The sequence below is a fragment of the Mastigocoleus testarum BC008 genome (genome assembly GCF_001456025.1).
Classification (GTDB): domain Bacteria; phylum Cyanobacteriota; class Cyanobacteriia; order Cyanobacteriales; family Nostocaceae; genus Mastigocoleus; species Mastigocoleus testarum.
Window position 1 is genome coordinate 23565 of sequence record NZ_LMTZ01000147.1, and the last position, 17547, is coordinate 41111.

Annotated in this window: 13 protein-coding genes; 9 read left to right on the forward strand and 4 right to left on the reverse strand. The window is 37.0% G+C overall.

Annotated features, from left to right (window positions below):
- Positions 1-158: 158 nt before the first annotated feature.
- Positions 159-3251 carry a two-partner secretion domain-containing protein gene (locus BC008_RS39360; RefSeq protein WP_058184552.1) on the reverse strand — a complete coding sequence of 1031 codons (3093 nt, stop codon included), beginning with the start codon at positions 3249-3251 and terminating at the stop codon, positions 159-161.
- 353 nt (positions 3252-3604) lie between these two features.
- Here BC008_RS39360 and BC008_RS39365 point away from each other — a divergent pair, with 353 nt between their 5' ends.
- Positions 3605-4090 carry a pentapeptide repeat-containing protein gene (locus tag BC008_RS39365; RefSeq protein ID WP_027845916.1) on the forward strand — a complete coding sequence of 162 codons (486 nt, stop codon included), beginning with the start codon at positions 3605-3607 and terminating at the stop codon, positions 4088-4090.
- 162 nt (positions 4091-4252) lie between these two features.
- Here BC008_RS39365 and BC008_RS39370 read toward each other — a convergent pair whose 3' ends face one another.
- From BC008_RS39370 to BC008_RS39380, 3 genes are all read right to left on the reverse strand, one after another.
- Positions 4253-5932, reverse strand: coding sequence for a TAXI family TRAP transporter solute-binding subunit (locus BC008_RS39370; RefSeq protein WP_027845917.1), 1680 nt, complete (start codon positions 5930-5932; stop codon positions 4253-4255).
- Between the two features lie 248 nt (positions 5933-6180).
- Positions 6181-6810 (reverse strand): ribonuclease H-like domain-containing protein, encoded by a 630-nt coding sequence (locus BC008_RS39375; protein ID WP_027845918.1) that lies wholly within the window; start codon positions 6808-6810, stop codon positions 6181-6183.
- 59 nt (positions 6811-6869) lie between these two features.
- Positions 6870-7415, reverse strand: coding sequence for a CAP domain-containing protein (locus BC008_RS39380; RefSeq protein ID WP_027845919.1), 546 nt, complete (start codon positions 7413-7415; stop codon positions 6870-6872).
- A gap of 464 nt (positions 7416-7879) precedes the next feature.
- On the opposite strand from BC008_RS39380, the gene leuB reads away from it, so the two are divergent.
- The 8 genes from leuB (at position 7880) to BC008_RS39415 (ending at position 17303) form a co-directional block, all read left to right on the forward strand.
- Positions 7880-8968 (forward strand): 3-isopropylmalate dehydrogenase, encoded by a 1089-nt coding sequence (gene leuB, locus BC008_RS39385; RefSeq protein ID WP_027845920.1) that lies wholly within the window; start codon positions 7880-7882, stop codon positions 8966-8968.
- Positions 8969-9111: 143 nt separating this feature from the next.
- Positions 9112-9372: a hypothetical protein gene (locus BC008_RS39390; protein WP_058184554.1), complete on the forward strand. Its 261-nt coding sequence runs from the start codon at positions 9112-9114 to the stop codon at positions 9370-9372.
- Between the two features lie 206 nt (positions 9373-9578).
- Entirely contained in the window at positions 9579-9737 is a 159-nt protein-coding gene (locus tag BC008_RS50060; protein WP_161938215.1) for a hypothetical protein, read from the forward strand.
- Positions 9730-10557: a prepilin peptidase gene (locus BC008_RS39395; RefSeq protein ID WP_027845756.1), complete on the forward strand. Its 828-nt coding sequence runs from the start codon at positions 9730-9732 to the stop codon at positions 10555-10557. Before BC008_RS50060 ends, BC008_RS39395 begins: the two co-directional genes overlap by 8 nt.
- Before the next feature lie 249 nt (positions 10558-10806).
- On the forward strand, positions 10807-12267 hold the full coding sequence (locus tag BC008_RS39400) for a protein kinase domain-containing protein (RefSeq protein ID WP_027845755.1): 1461 nt from the start codon (positions 10807-10809) through the stop codon (positions 12265-12267).
- A gap of 129 nt (positions 12268-12396) precedes the next feature.
- The gene (locus tag BC008_RS39405; RefSeq protein WP_027845754.1) at positions 12397-13881 is read left to right on the forward strand and encodes a protein kinase domain-containing protein; all 1485 of its coding nucleotides are present in this window, start codon (positions 12397-12399) and stop codon (positions 13879-13881) included.
- 334 nt (positions 13882-14215) lie between these two features.
- The gene (locus BC008_RS39410) at positions 14216-15550 is read left to right on the forward strand and encodes an FAD-dependent oxidoreductase (protein WP_027845753.1); all 1335 of its coding nucleotides are present in this window, start codon (positions 14216-14218) and stop codon (positions 15548-15550) included.
- 586 nt (positions 15551-16136) lie between these two features.
- Positions 16137-17303 (forward strand): cysteine desulfurase family protein, encoded by a 1167-nt coding sequence (locus BC008_RS39415; protein ID WP_027845752.1) that lies wholly within the window; start codon positions 16137-16139, stop codon positions 17301-17303.
- Positions 17304-17547 lie beyond the last annotated feature (244 nt).

Consider the following 17547-nt stretch of genomic DNA (forward strand, 5'->3'; position numbering starts at 1 on the left):
TCAATATTTGAATCCTATTTTTGCAACATAACTGGTTGAAAAGATACCAAGCGTTTTTCAATTTCGGCGTTAAGAGAAGCAATCTCTTTTTTAGAACGCTTCGCCGCATAATTTCTGAAGATGAGCCAATAGTATAACTAGAGGTTTTAATAAATTCATCATCCTGCGAAATTATGACAATTCAAAGCATTTAAGCCAGAATTTAATGGTTCAGAACTATTAGGAGTTGCCGTTAAGACTACCTCACCATTGGAGTTAAATGTCACACCTTGAGCTTGAACAATTTTTTTGGGTCGTTCTTCCTTGATTTTTACTTCAGATTTATTTACTTTCTGTATTATTTCTGCTGTGGTTTTTTCTTTGAAAGGGATTAGCCGCCAATCTTCCCAACCTGCATCAGTTTCCAGAGTCTCTTTGGGAGATTGAGGTATACCACCACGCCCTGTAATAACAAATTCACTGTTTTGACTGGCTTGACAGAGGTTTTGCTCAATTAGCCGCGACACATCAACAATATCTGTTTGTAATTCTTCCTGTTCTTGAGTAGGGTTTTCTGGTACATCTATTTCAATAGTGCCGCTCAAGTTGGGGTTTTGTTGAGAAACTGCTGTGATATCGTTTGTTGGTAATTCGCCTGGTTCTAAATCCTCTGGACGTAAACTGGAGAGTTGTTTTAAACTTAGTGGAGCGATGCCAAAAATACCAGTAGCGTTGATATTAACTCTTCCACCATTACCCTCAGATGCATTAGCAGTAATGTCACTATTTTGATTTGGAGTAGCAATAATAAAGCCATCGGGAATATTGATTGTGATGTTACCTCCGTTTCCCTTTGTTTCAGTTACACCCGCATTTGTAGAAATCCGGCTACCATTGCTCATCAGCAATAAATCTGCAATGTCGAGTTTAATATTGCCAACCTTCTTGTTAGAATTGGTGTCAGCTTCAATCTTGCCATTGTCAAGTTGTACGGAACTAGCGTTGATATTAATATCACCTGGTGCCCCTGTTCCATCGTTAGTAACTGAAATGGTTGCTCCATTGGAAATTAATAACCTATCGGTGGTAATGAACAGATTTTTTGCATCTCCTGTTGTTCCGGATTCTGCCTTAGTAAACAAGCCAGTGAATCTATCATTTTTGCCTTCACCAATAAGTTGGATGTCTTTAGCATCAATAGTTAAATTACTTGCTTGACTAGCACCAAATGTGCTACCACTCACCTGTGCTCCATCTTTAACTAACAATGTATTAGTGTTTATGGTCAAATCTCCCCCAGTTCCTTTTAAGTCTTCAGAAAATGGTTCAGTATACAATCCACTACGAAAACTACCATCTTTGCTTGTACCAATAAGCTGAATATCTTTAGCATCAATGGTCAAATTACCTCCCTTACTTTCAAGAAATGCTCTAGTACTTACTTTTGCTCCACCTTTAACTAATAATGTATTAGTTTTTATGGTCAAATCTCCTCCATCTGTTTTTGAGTTTTCAGAAAATGGTTCGGCAAACAATCCACTAGGAGAATCACCATCTTTGCTCGTACCAATAAGCTGAATATCTTTGGCATCAATAGTCAAATTACCTCCCTGACTAGCACCAAACGTGTTAGTACTCACCTGTGCTCCATCTTTAACTAATAATGTATTAGTTTTTATGGTCAAGTCTCCTCCACCCCCTTTTGAGTCTTCAGAAAATGGTTCGGCAAACAATCCACTAAGAAAAACACCATCTTTGCTTGTACCAATAAGTTGAATATCTTTGGCATCAATGGTCAAATTACCTCCCTTACTTCCAGCAAATGTGCTAGTACTCACCTTTGCTCCATCTTTAACTACTAATGTATTGGTTTTTATTTTCAAATCTCCCCCATCTCCTTTTGGGTCAAAAACTGGCTCGGTAAACAATCCACTACGAAAATTACCATTTTTGCTTGTACCAATAATTTGAATGTCTTTAGCATCAACTGTCAAATCACCTGCTTGACCAGCACCAAATGTTCTAGTACTTACCTTTGCTCCATCTTGAACTAGCAATGTATTAGTTTTTATTTTCAAATTTCCCCCATCTCCTTTTAAGTCAGAATCTGTTTGAGCGAACAATCCACTAGGAGAGTCACCATCTCCGCTTGTACCAATAAGTTGAATATCTTTAGCATCAATATTCAAATTACCTCCCTTACCCCCACCAAAAATCAAAGTACTCACCTTTGCATCTTTAACTAATAAATTGCCAGTTTTGATGTTAATATCCCCTCCCTGTGCTGTTGCACCAAGTCCTATTGAGTCGCTGATTATACCTCCTCCCTCCAAATCGATCGCTTCAGTTGCATTAATATCAATATTTCCAGCTTTAGTATCAATTGAGTCTAGTTCTTCTTTTATACCTGCCTCCAAAGAACTTTTTTCTATAATTTGAACATTACGGCTATTAATAGCTATTTCCCCACCGCGATTCCCAGCCACATCGACTTGCGAACCATTACTTAAAGAAACATCACTTCTTTCTATCCCCTGAGGAAAATTAAAACTGAGATTACTTCCATCCCGACTCAATCCAACTGTTCCTTCATCCTTGAGCCCTCCTAACTCCACTCTTCCATCAGGAGCATCTACTGTTCCATTGTCAAAGCTGACATCACCACCTATTAACCCCAATGTTTTTCCTGGTTTTACTCGCAAACCAACAACTTCACCTTCACTGTCTGTTACTTGAGATTGATTGCTAATTTTTCCTGAATTGGAAGCATATTGCAATCCCGAAGGAACATTTATACTCAATAAACCTGTTGTTTGTGTCTCAGCAGCACTAAATTCTTTGCCATCAGCAAACTTAAAACTATTAGCTGTGCTCCCCACAAAGGAACCACCAATATCCAACGAAGCATTTTTACCGAATACTATTCCATTGGGATTAATTAAAAATAAGTTTGCATTACCATTTGCTTTTATTAAACCATCAATATTAGAAATTGATTTACCTGTGACTCGACTGATAATGTTACTGACATCAGCACCATTACTGAAGTAAGCTTCTCCACCTGTTGGAACAGAAAATTCTTCAAAGCTGTGAAATAAATTACTTCCTGCTCTTGTTCCTCCTTTAATAATGCTTCTATTACCTTCTAATTTAATCTCAGAGTTCTTCGGTAGAGTTTTGTCCGGAATTATTTGAGCATGAACTGGCGTACTAATTAATGTAAGAAAACTACATGTGAAGAGTTTTCGGAGACGATTTTGTTTGTAATTCATCGTTATATAGAACCCCATTTGGTATCTTTACAAAAGATGTATGATTAGGGAAAAATTTTATATTCAAGGAGTTTAACAGATAAGCAGTGGGAAATTGTTGAATCCCTCTTAGCAAAGAAGAAAAGAACTAGAACCCTAACATGGACTAAGAGAGAAATTTGGCGTTGCAGAATTGAGGGATGAATCTTTAAAATTTATAGTCGCCAGTGTAGCTCCCTAAATTCCCCAATTATGGGGGACGCCGGAGATTTTATTCTCCTCAAATTATGGCTCTCTGACTAAAAATCGACAATCGATCACCAATAAGTTTAATAATTAATTGTGGAAGTATTGAAACTCAACAAACTAACATGATGAAATACTGGCGGGTGTTTTTTGCTTTTGTTTTAGCTTTGGCTGTTTTGTTCCATCCTTTATCAGCAGAAGCTGCAAATAAGCGTGTAGCGGGTAAACGTGCAGTAGTAAATAAAGATTTCTCAAATAAAACTTTAATCGCTTCTGAATTCACCAAGTTGAATTTAGAGAATAGTAATTTTAGTAATTCCGATTTACGGGGTGCTGTTTTCAACGGTTCAACACTAGCAGGAGCAAATCTTCATGGTGCAGATTTGAGTGATGGTATCGCTTACTTAGTAGATTTTAAAGGTGCGGATCTCAGCGATGCAAACTTAACAGAAGCAATGATGTTATATTCCACCTTTGATGATGTAGATATCACAGGTGCTGATTTCACAAATGCTGTTTTAGATGGTTTTCAAATTAAAAAACTCTGCGCGGTTGCAAGTGGAGTTAATTCTAAAACAGGTGTTTCAACTCGCAAGTCTCTGGAATGTGACTAAGTTCGCGGCTAATATTTAACTGTAAGTGGGTTACTTTTAATCGCGAATACAGTTATTACTCTTAATTCTCCACTATGGGGAAGGTAAATCATTCCTTTCCCTTTTATCAGTTACCAATTACCAATTACCGATTACCAATTATCAATTACCAATTATCAATTATTATTTCAAACCTTTACAGGAACGTTCAATTGCATCTCTAATAAAGTTATATGCATCAACAAAAGTTCTAAAGGATTGACGTGAGAAAATTCGTTCTTGAAGTAAGGTATCTGCAGCTTCATTACGAATTTGATCTAATTCAATTAAAAGTAAATCAGGTTTTTCTCCACTATCCAATCGATTTAGTAATTCTTTAAGCTGATTTACATAACTCGAAACAACTTTTCGTTGACGTTCCTCAACAGCTTGCTCGATAGTCTCCCGAGCAGATTTATAAGCTTCACTAAATACCCGGAAACCCGACTGGGATATCTCTTCAATATCAAGGGAATGACTAGCTCTTTGAAATTCCTGATTGAGTTTTTCTTGACGTCCGAATAAGTCCTCTAGGGATCGGGTTATCTCAACAACTGTAGAATAAATTGCTTGATTTTTGGCATTAAGCTTCATTAACTGAACAACGTTTTCAATGTAGCGATCGACTTTTTCATTTGCTTCACATTCTATCCGTCGATCGCGCCACACTTTTATCCTTAACAACCACGAACCAACCAACAAAACAATGGTTAATAACAATCCCAAAAAATCAGCATTTTCTTGAATAAAGGAAGGGTCGTTACGGTCATAATAAATGAGTGCACCTTTATGAATTTGCACATTGCTATTATCTTCTGGTCGTTCGAAGCGATTAACTAAAGGATAAATGGTTTCTGGATCGAAAATTTGGGGGGAACCATAACGCTCTTGAGCGATCGCTTGAATTTCTTTTTTTATCTCCTGACGATACTCACTCAAAATAGTTACTATCTTTTCAACAACCCAGTCAGGTACATCTCTTCTGGACAATAAAGTTCTTTGCACCGCAATTGTTTCTAAGTCCACTTCTGGAGCAGCAGGTGAACCTCGATAAACTCCCTCAGGAATTGTAGAAGGTGAATAAGCAGGATATTTTGTTTGCTGAATAGCATTCACTTGTCCGATCGGTACTAATCTCCAACCAGTAGCGATCAGCTTACGAATTTGCTCGTTACCAAGAACGCGGACGCGAAAGACAGCATCTGCTTTTTCTGGATTGGAATCTATAAAGTTAAAATTAATTTTGTAGTGCTTATTTGCAATGTTTTCAAAAGATTTACGTTGTCCTCCTCCTTGAGGTGTTTCAACTGTTTTACTTCTGAGGGTACCAATCTGAAAATTTTCTATTTGTTGAGGTAAGGGAACTTTTTGAGGATTAACAAGTAAATGAAAATGGTCTTGATAAAGATTAGTTAAAACCCGTGCATCCGAACCAGGATAAATATCAGCTTGAGCAGTTCCTAAGTGGGCTTTGAGATATTTTGTTGATACTCCTGATAAGCATGTAGATTTTGTTGTTAACCTCTCACCTCTAAGGCTTTTAATGTTATCCCCTGTTCCGTCTGTTTCACAAACATCAATTTTGATATTGCTATTTTGTCGAGCAACTCTCGCGATCGCCGAGCTGAGAATATAACTTTCTCCTGTTTTTTTCCCTGCAGTTAAAATAATTTTGTAAGGTAAAAGGTTGCGTTGAACCTCTACAAAACCAACTATAACGATAGAAAGAAAAATAAAGACTCCAAATCCACTCAGAATATATTTTTCTATTCTGTACCGCGTGAAATTTTGCAAGCTTCCTTGAATATTTTTAATAATTGACATACCTGCTGTTGCTGAGTGAAGTATCAATCAATATGCACGCTAATAGTGAATACAATCTAAGAAATTGCATTCCTAAATTTCAAGGTAAAATCTTACAAATTGCGAATGCTTAGTTTATAAAAGGGATCTACGAGTAACAAGGAATGCTAAGGATGTAATCCAATCCCTAATCCCCAATCCCCAATCCCCAATCCCTAATCCCTAATCCCCAATCCCTAATCCCTAATCCCCGATCTCCAATCCCCAACTCAATGCTCAAACAAATCTTTAAACTGTAATAAATCTAAAGTAACTATGGTAGGTAAACATTCAAAACATTTTTGAGCAAGCTCCAATCTTTCCTCTCTTTGCAACCTAGTTATAAGTTTTTGGCGCAGACTAACCAAATAGCGGACATCATTCGCAGCATAACTTAACTGTGCTTCCGATAGATTATCAGCATTACCCCAATCAGAACTTTGGGAACTTTTATCCAATTCAACTTGTTCCAATTCCATTACTAACTCTTTTAGCCCATGACGTGGTGTGTAGGTACGGACTAATTTACTTGCAATCTTGGTGCAAAATACGGGTTGCACCTGAATATTCAAATAATGACGCAATGTTGCAAGATCAAAACGAGCAAAGTGGAATATCTTAACTATATTTGTTGCTTCTAAAAGTTTTTTGAGGTTGGGAGCTGTAGTTTGTCCTTTTGCAATCCGAACTACACTAACTTTTCCTTGTTCGTTGCATAGTTGCACTAAACATAAGCGATCGCGGTGGGGTAAAAGTCCCATTGTTTCCGTATCTACAGCTAAAGCTTCACTCTGTAAATAATTCGATAAAGTCGCTTCATCAAGATCGCGTTCGCAAACCTGAAAGTCCTGCAAATCCATAAATCTGAAAGTAATAAAAATATTATTCTATAGGAATCACGCAAACTAAGTATAAGTAATTAATAGCTGCGCAGAAAAATCTGTGTTAAGTACACTTCACCATCATCATTTACAGCAACACCAATACCGGTAAGGTCATAATTTCCCACTATATTCTTCAAATGTGAAGGACTCTTTATCCAACCATCCATAGCTTCCACTGCGGGATCGTCATACCCTTGGTTAAAGGCAAGATTTTCTGCTGCGCTAGTGTAAGTAAGGGGAATAGCTTTAACTCGCTTTTCAAATCCACTATGACTAAAGGGTACTTTCCACTTAGCCATATTCTGACTATGAATTCTTGCTTGTTGAGATATCTTGTTATCTAACTTCAGTGTTGGTAAACCCTTTGAAGCTCGATATTGATTTATTTTTTGAAAAACTGACTTTTCTAGGACACTTAAGTTGAAATTATTATAGCTGTGTTCCTGCGATGAAAGCGACAAAGACTTATGTTTGTGAGTCCCGATTTGTGTAGAACTATGACTTGGCAAAGGCTCTGATGCTAATCCACTGGCAAATATCACCGAACCTATGGCTAACCCTACAGCAGTTTGTCGAATCATGGAAAATTATGTGAGTAATATTAACAATGAAGGAATGAATATCTAGGATTTTATTTAAGAATTTATATTGCGAATAGTAATTTATGATACAACTATACTGTTAGTATTTAATAGTATGAAAAAATATTTGCACATCTATGTATTCCAGTCAAGACAAGCCTGTTTCCGAACTTTAGGTGTGAAATAATTGAAAAATAAAAGTAAAAAATATATAAAGTTAATTATTTACAACAGCGATATTTCTGAATTAAGACTTAGTAAAAATATTACTTTAATTAGAAATCAAAGAAGATAGTATCTGTGAGAAAAAGGCATATTGGTGAGAAAAATAATTTAGAGTTTAGATTTTATTGGGACAGCTTTTGATAAACAGATTGATCGCGGGTATACCTGGGTGGTTATGATATATAGTCGCGAGAACTTTCGATTTCTTGCCAAACATCTACCCACAAGAAAGCAAACTTATGGCGCAACAATACCGCATTACTCTTTTACCTGGCGATGGGATTGGACCTGAAATCATGACCGTAGCGGTAGAAGTGCTTAAGGTCGTTGGGAAAAAATTCGATCTGCAATTTGAATTCCAAGAAGCATTAATTGGTGGTGCTGCAATTGATGAAGCAGGTGAACCCCTACCAAGTACAACTTTAGATATGTGTCGCAATAGTGATGCTGTTTTACTAGCTGCAATTGGCGGTTACAAATGGGATTCTTTACCTTCTAATCTACGTCCAGAAGCTGGTTTATTAGGTCTGCGAGCTGGCTTAGAACTCTTTGCAAACTTGCGTCCGGCGAAGATTTTGCCCGAATTAATCGATTCTTCCACACTCAAACGAGAAATTGTTGAAGGTGTAGATATCATGGTAGTTCGGGAACTAACTGGTGGAATTTACTTTGGTAAACCCAAAGGTATTTTTTCTAGCGAAACCAATGAAAAACGCGGTATTAACACAATGGTTTATGCCGAATCAGAAATTGAACGTATTGGTAAAGTTGCTTTTGAAGCCGCTCGCAAACGCCAAAGTAGACTATGCTCTGTAGATAAGGCCAATGTTTTAGAAGTTTCCCAGGTATGGCGCAATCGTATAACCGATCTAGCCAATGATTATCCTGATGTAGAACTTTCTCATATGTATGTTGACAATGCTGCGATGCAGCTAGTGCGCGCACCAAAACAATTTGACACTATTGTTACTGGTAATTTATTTGGTGATATTCTTTCTGATGCTGCAGCGATGCTTACAGGAAGTATAGGTATGTTACCTTCTGCAAGCTTGGGTGCTTCAGGACCAGGAGTATTCGAACCCGTTCATGGCTCTGCTCCTGACATTGCAGGACAAGATAAAGCTAATCCCTTAGCTCAAGTTTTAAGTGCTGCAATGATGCTACGTTATGGTTTAAATCAACCACAGGCTGCAGATGCAGTCGAAAATACTGTGTCTTCAATCCTACAACAAGATATGCGTACAGGGGATATAATGTCTCCAGGAATGAAGCTTTTAGGGTGCAGTGCGATGGGTGAAGTGCTGATCGAAACTCTAGAAAAATTATGATGACGTAGCTTAATAATTAAAGCTTCATAATTAAAGCTTTATGTCGAAGCTTTGTTTTGAAGTTTTATTTCGAAAATTTTACAAATAACGTCATGAATTTTGGATAGACTAAGAGAAACTCAAAATACAAAACCCAAACAGTTGTGTATAACTTTCAGCAAAACCAGACTATTTATCCGGAGCAGAACCCCCCATCAACTTTAATCGACGCTGCTCTGATTAAAGCTGCTGGTAATATTTATCACACTCACTGTGAGGTTCATCCAGAAATCACTGGATATGCTTCTGGAGTCGCGATTCACCGCGAGAATCATCGGGGTAAAGTAATTTTTAAAAACCAACCCGTGCTGTTACCAGAAGAACGTTTTATACCTCTTGAGCAAATAGAATCTTGCGTGTATTAGTTGTTTTGGTGATTTGTCATATCAATCTTCTTTTTGGTTATAACAGGTTCCTAAGGTAGAGATTTAGCGGTGCTAGGTCTCTACAATTTTTTGGTGTTTGCAATGGATAATGGGTAATGAGTAATGAGTAATATTAGCGTAGCGGGGCGCGTTAGCGCACAGTAATAAGTAATGAGTAATGAGTAATAAGTAATGAGTAATGAGTAATGAGTAATGAGTCTTCCCAGACTTCCCAGACTTCCCAGACTCCCCAAACTCCCCACACTCCCCACACTCCAAACATCTCGCCAATTTCCATTCGCCAATGTTATAACCCTGTAAATAATACTTTTGGCAGATGGACTAATAAGCGGGAATATGAATGAAATTTTAGTTATAATTCCGGCAAATATAATTATCTTTGCCTTGGGAGCATCCATTGGTAGTTTTATTAATGTTGTAGTTTATCGAATACCTGCTGGACTATCTTTACTTTTTCCACCTTCTCGCTGTCCCAAGTGTTTGAATCAGCTAAAACCCTATGACAATGTTCCCGTAATTGGTTGGATCACCCTAAAAGGACGTTGTCGTTATTGTCGAACGAAGATTTCTGCTCGTTATCCTGTAGTCGAAACTGTTACAGGATTAATGTTTTTACTCGTGTTTTCCATATTTGAATTTTCTCCCTTAACAATTGGTTATTGGATTTTTTGTAGTTGGTTATTAGCTTTGTCACTGATCGATCTTGATACTATGACCCTACCCAATCCTTTAACTACCTCTGGTTTAGTCCTAGGAGTAATATTTCATGTATGTATCGGTTGGTTAACGGGAAACTCTACCGAAATTATTAATCAAATTATGTTCTCAGTTGTAGGAGCAATTTTGGGTTTGTGGTTATTTGATGCGATCGCAAACCTTGGTTCAGCTATTTTAGGTAAAACTGCAATGGGAGCGGGAGATGCAAAGCTAGCAGCAATGATGGGAGCTTGGTTAGGATGGAAATATTTATTGTTAGCTTGCTTTCTTGCTTGTTGTTCGGGAGTCACTATTTATGGTGGGGGGAAGATTTTTTCTGTTTCGTCAACAAAGCAAAAAACAAGTAAAGCTTTTCCATTTGGTCCACACTTAGCAATTGGTGCAACTATTTCTTTAATCGCTGGTGAGGTAATTTTATCAAGCTATTTGCAACTCTTTGTTCGCTGAGGATAATCAAAGCTACCGATACAATAAGTTAGAAAATAAAATATCGAGAGAAGTAAAGAATTAAAAAAATTTGTCACAAGCAATAAAAAATGATTTTTTTGAGAAAAATTACTATATTTCCCATATTAAACCTGCAGTAGAAAATTTTGATATTGTTTATTTAATACTCGTAGCACTTATTTACTTTTTTCACAAAACTAGTAACACTGGATAGACATACAAAAGTATTCATAATTATTCGGTGTTTGTATGAGCCTCTGCATCAACCCACGCTGCTTTGCTCCTGATAACAATCTTAATATGCAGTTTTGTCAGGCTTGCGGTTCGGAATTATTACTAAAAGGACGCTTCCGAGTTGTGCGCGAGTTAGGGGGTGGTGGCTTTGGTAAAACTTACGAACTGATAGATAATACTGGTAAAATCAAGGTACTGAAAGTTTTAATTGATAACGGTCCTAAAGCAGTAGAGTTATTTGAACGAGAAGCAGAAGTACTAAGCCTTTTAGATCATCCAGGTATCCCTAAAGTGGAGAAAGATGGTTACTTTCTTTATGTACCAAGAAATAGCAAGAGAAATTTACACTGCTTGGTAATGGAGAAAATTGAAGGTTTAACTTTGCATAAATATTTAAAGCAGCAGGGGAATAGACCTATCGATCCAGAATTAGCTATCAAATGGTTACGAGAATTAACAATCATTTTGCAGCAGCTACATAACCAACACTTTTTCCATCGCGATATTAAGCCTACTAATATAATGTTGCGGACTGATGGACATTTAACACTGATTGACTTTGGTACAGTTCGACAAGTTACCAGAACTTACGTTGCAAAAAAAGCTGTTGGTGATGTTACTGGTATTATTTCTTCTGGTTATACCCCGTTAGAACAAATTAACGGTCAAGCAGTACAGCAATCAGATTTTTTTGCTCTGGGACGCACATTTATTTATTTATTAACTGGTAAAGATCCCAATAAATTTTATAACCCATATACAAATATATTAGAGTGGCGTGATGTTGTACCTGGTATATCACTTAAGTTTGCAGATCTTCTCGATTGGATGATGGCTGTTTCAGCAGTTAAACGTCCACAAAATACTCAGGTAATTTTGCAGACACTGGGAGAAATTGATGGAGTTTTTCCCCCAGAAGTTAATGTTAAACCCTCAACAAATAGCCTCATACATCAATTTAGTCCAGTAATAGTAAATGTTAAATATGCTAGTTTATTGGAACGCTTTTGGGCATTTACAATTGATTTAATTATTCTATTTTTCATTGGTAATGTTATTGGCGTTCTATCACCCTTTGTTTTATCTTTCATTGGTATTCCTGTCAGAGATGATGACATTCATACTTCCCTATGGATGGGTTCAGTTGGATGGTTTTCTGGAACAATTGGTTTATTAATCGATAATGAACTAGAAAAGACAATTGCCACTATCTTTGGAATCGTTATCAATTGGCTTTATTTTACGTTGTTTGAAAGCTCTACGAAACAAGCTACTCCCGGCAAACAAATCCTAAATATTAATGTCACGAACTCAAGTCAAGAAAAAATTTCTTTACTCCAAGCAAATATTCGATATTTTGCGAACATTATATCTACAGCTACGCTGATGTTAGGATATGTTCTTGCTGCATTCAGCCTTCAAAAACAAGCTTTACATGATAAGATATCTAGTACTTTTATTATAAAAAAAAGATAAGTTTACGATCAAAGAGTTTTTTTATACTTGTTATGTTGTTAATTTAATACTTTAAGTTACTGATTTACTTTTGACACAAAGGTCGTAACACTATAGACACACAAAAAATTAGCAATATCAAGTATCCTTATGAGCATCTGCATTAATCCGCATTGCTCCGAGCGTAATAATCATCGTGACATGCTATTTTGTCGAACCTGTGGTTCGGAATTGTTGTTACAGGGATCCTATCGGGTCAAAACTAAGCTAGGGGGTGGTGGTTTTGGCGAAACCTATGAATTGGCAGACAAAAATGGTAAACGTAAAGTATTAAAAGTCTTAATAGATGAGCGTCCCAAAGCAATAGAGTTATTTAAACGGGAGGCTGAGGTACTAAAGGTTTTAAATCATCCGGGTATTCCCAAAGTTGAAGAAAACGGATATTTTCTCTATCTTCCCCGCAACACTCAAAAACATTTGCACTGTTTGATTATGGAGAAGATTGAGGGCTTGAATTTATCTAAGTATATTCAACAACAGGAAAACAAGCCAATACATCCCAAGTTAGCTCTTACATGGCTAAGAGAATTAACACTTATTTTACAAGAAGTACACAGCCAACACTTTTTTCATCGCGATATTAAACCTTCCAACATTATGTTGCGAGCTGATGGACGTTTGGCGCTAATTGATTTTGGTACGGTGCGAGAAGTAACTAAAACTTATGTTGCAAAAAAGGCTGCTGGAGATATTACAGGAATTATTTCATCTGGTTATACTCCAATAGAACAAATTAATGGTCAAGCGGTACAACAATCAGACTTTTTTGCTTTGGGACGTACATTTATTTATTTATTAACAGGTAAGTCTCCAAGTCAATTATACGAACCATGTACGAACGTATTAGAGTGGCGCTATCTAACGCCTGAAATTTCACCGGAATTTGCAGATATCCTTGATGAAATGATGGCGCATTCTGCATATCAACGCCCGAAAAACACCCAGATAATTTTACAAAAATTGGATGCAATAGATACAGCTTTACCTTCAGCAATAAATGTTAAGCGTTTAACTAAAAAAGCAGTTAAGCAAGAATCTCAAATTAAAAAAGGTATTAGATATGCTAACGCTTGGATGCGGTTTTTAGCTTATTTAACCGATCTAATTATATTATTTTTTATTGGTATATTTTTCGGTGGTTGTGCGGCATATTTAGCATATTCAACAGGATTTATAACTGAGTCGGAGAATTTATTTGATATCGGAGGAATCGTATGGATAAGTTCAGTCTGTGGATTTTTTCCTATTCTTTTTAGTTTAATAACATCTCCTGAGGAAATAGGTACAATAGATATCGTTGCCAGTTTATTTGGAATCATAATTAATTGGCTTTATTTTATTTCATTTGAAATGTCTGCTAAAAAAGCCACTCCGGGAAAGCAATCTTTAGACATTCATATAACTGACTTAAGTCAAAATAAAATTTCATTTGTCCAAGCTAATATTCGGTATTGGACTAAATCATTATCTATATCTTTATTGATGATTGGATTTTTGATAACTGCTTTCACACGAAAAAGACAAGGTTTACATGATATTTTTGCAAAAACTATTATCACAAAAAAATTTAATTAACTCGTTTATTTATTTTGAGAAATATTTAGCTAAAATAGTAAAAATTATTCTCTAAAAAAACAAATAATAATCAATATTCAAGAAGTATATTTTAGATAAAATAACAATATATCTGATAATCATTAATTTGATAATATTGGTGTTAATTAAACAGATTAAATAATTACTGTTAAATCTATAGATACAAAAATTAATACAAATCTAATTAAGTTCATAAAAATTACACTTTTGATAATACTTTCTATTTTGAATAAATCTCGTAAAAAAAAGCAAATCTCAAAATATTTAGTGTAAGAATATATATGTTTAAGAAGTTAAGACGGTCGGTGTAGGAATGAAGGAAAATCATGCGATTGTTATAGGTGGTAGTATAGCTGGAATGCTAGCAGCAAGAGTGCTTGCCGATAGTTTCAGTTCGGTTACAATCCTGGAAACAGACAAATTACCCGACAAACCCGATCGTCGTAACGGGGTCACACAGTCTTTGCAACCACACATTTTATTTGCTAAAGGTTTCAGAATTCTAGATACTTTATTTCCTGGAATTGGCAAAGACCTTGCAGATGTTGGCGCATTACCGATAGACTGGCCAAGAGAATTTCATCTGTTAATGAAGAATGGAGAATGGGGCACAACAGTAGATTCTCCAACTGATATAACTTCCGTCACTTGTTCTCGCCCATTATTAGAATGGACAATTAGACGCAGGTTGGCAAAATTTTCCCAAATAAAGTTTGTAGAAGAATCTCGCGTCACTGGGTTGCTCGCAAATCCTTGTAAAACTCAAATTTGTGGTGTAACAGTTTTACAATCAGTTAATGGAGCTAAACAAGAGCAGCGTTTAATGGCAAAACTAGTAGTAGATGCTAGCGGACGTCATTCTCAAACACCTTCTTGGTTGGAAAGTTTAGGCTTTAACCCCCCAACAGAAACTGTAATCAACCCATTTTTGGGTTATGCAACGCGTCGTTACAAACAACCTGAAAATTTTGCAGATGACTGGAAATTAATCTTAATTTCCCATTCTCCTCCTAATGCAACTCGCTTAGGGTATTTAGCAAAAATCGAGAATGGCGAATGGATTGCAACTTTGGGAGGTTATGGAAAAGATTTCCCTCCTGCAGATGAACCTGGTTTTCTAGATTTTGCTCGCAGTCTACCTTCAGACAAATTTTATCAAGCGATCGCACATGCGGAACCTACATCACCTATTCATGGTTATCGTGACACTGCTAACCGGTTACGTCACTATGAAAAAATAAAAATGCCTAAAGGCTTTGTATGTTTGGGTGATGCAGTTTGCGCTTTGTGTCCAGTTCACGGTCAAGGGATGACAGTTAGTGCATTATCAGCATTGGTATTGCAAAAATGGTTGCAAAATCCAAAATCGAATTTCCAAAAAAGTTTAGCTCAAAGTAACTCGCAACATTGGAATTCTGCAACAAATAAAGATTTGCTTTTTCCCACTACAGTTACAACCATGGGTTACGGTAAACAAACTAAGTTACCAAAAGTACTAAAATGGTATTCTGATAGCTTAGTGAAACTTGCACATTCAGATCCTGATATTCTGTGTTTATTTGTAGAAGTATCTCAGTTGTTGAAATCCCCCTTTGCTTTATATCACCCGAAAATTATGTGGCGCGTACTGAGTCAGGGTTTGGTTTGAGTTGGGGACTGGGGACTAGGGACTAGCGATTGGTGATTTGGTTCAAACTAATGTTATTAGTTATTTTCATTAGTTTTGACATGTTGTAGAGACGTTGCATGCAACGTCTCTACAGGGTTTTGTGGAAAAAAGCTACCAAAATGAATGGAACAAAGCACTAGTTAGGGCTTGCTGTTCGCATAGCGTAGCGTTAGCTAAAAAAGTAGAGTTTCGCGAATCCAGAAGCCACACAGCTTGCAAAATATTAGTTTCATCCCGCTTGTTTCTAATTTACCCAGGGATATCAAGGACTAAAGTGCAAGGTTTTTGAGACTATAAACGTTATTTTCTTGCACTTGTTTAGTACAAAAAACCTTAAAACCCTTGCCTGTTATGGCTTTCAATTTTATTCAGCAAGCCCTAGTTAACTTTTGAGTTTTGTGTTTTGTGTTTTGATTTTTGTGTAATACTGTGTTACTCGTTAGCATATGCCTAAAGAGTTTAACTGAAACGTATTACCCCTAAATCCTTGGAAAGGGGGACTTTGAAACAAACTCCAAATTCCTAATTCCCACTCCCCAATCCCCAACCCCAAATCCCCAGTCAAATTATGAAACGCCCTATCTACCTCGACTGTCACGCAACTACCCCAGTTGATGAACGGGTAGTTGCTGCGATGTTACCGTATTTTACGGAGCATTTTGGTAATCCTTCTAGTATCAATCATATCTATGGTTGGGAGACGGAAGCTGCTGTCAAGAAAGCACGGGAAGTCTTAGCAGGAGCTATTAATGCTACACCAGAGGAGATTGTTTTTACCAGTGGTGCAACGGAAGCAAATAATTTAGCTATTAAAGGTGTAGCAGAAACATATTTTCAAAAGGGTCAGCATATTATTACTGTCTCCACAGAACATAGTGCAGTAATTGATCCCTGTAATTACCTTAAATCTCTGGGATTTGAAATCACTTTTCTTCCTGTTCAAACAGATGGATTAATTAATCTCAAGCAGTTAGAAGAAGCTTTCCGCGATGATACCGTTTTGGTGTCCGTTATGGCGGCAAATAATGAGATTGGAGTATTACAAGCATTAGCAGAAATTGGGAAAATCTGCAGGGAACGTAACGTATTATTTCACACTGACGCCGCCCAAGCCCTTGGTAAAATAGCTTTGGATGTCGAGTCAATGAATATTGATCTGATGTCAATGACAGCCCATAAGTTATATGGACCTAAAGGTATTGGTGCGCTGTATGTTCGTCGTCGTAACCCCAGAGTTAAGGTTGCACCACAATTACATGGTGGAGGACACGAACGGGGAATGCGATCAGGTACTTTATATACACCCCAAATAGTTGGTTTTGCGAAAGCTGTAGAGATTGCTTTACAAGAACAAACTACAGAATGCGAACGTTTAACTCACCTCAGAGAAAGTTTATGGAAAAAGCTTTCCCAACTCGAAGGAATTCATCTGAATGGACATCCCACCCAAAGACTTCCAGGAAATCTAAATGTCAGCGTTGAGGGAGTGGACGGAGCCGCATTACTATTAGGATTACAACCAGTGATGGCGGTATCTGCCGGTGCTGCTTGTTCTTCAACTAATACTGCACCTTCCCATGTCTTGATGGCTTTGGGTCATTCAGAAAAACTGGCTTATGCTTCCATCAGGTTTGGGATTGGAAGATTCAATACCACTGAAGAAATCAACCAAGTAGGAGAACACTTTGTCTCTACAGTTCAAAGTTTGCGCAAGCAAGCAAGTTTAGTTTGAGATCATAAGTAGGTGGACAAAAATATTTACCGTCATTGCGAACAACGTGTTCGCGGAGCGCGTCCTCAGCAATCCCAAGCTCCTGCGATTGCGTCATTTCGCTTTGCTCCATATGCGCTTTGCGCACGCTACGCTAACGCAATGACATTGTGTAATTAATTCAGTCCAACTACTTAGTTACCTTGAAGTCACGATTCGATCGCAAGATATATAACTATACATCAATATAATTCAAAATAACCGG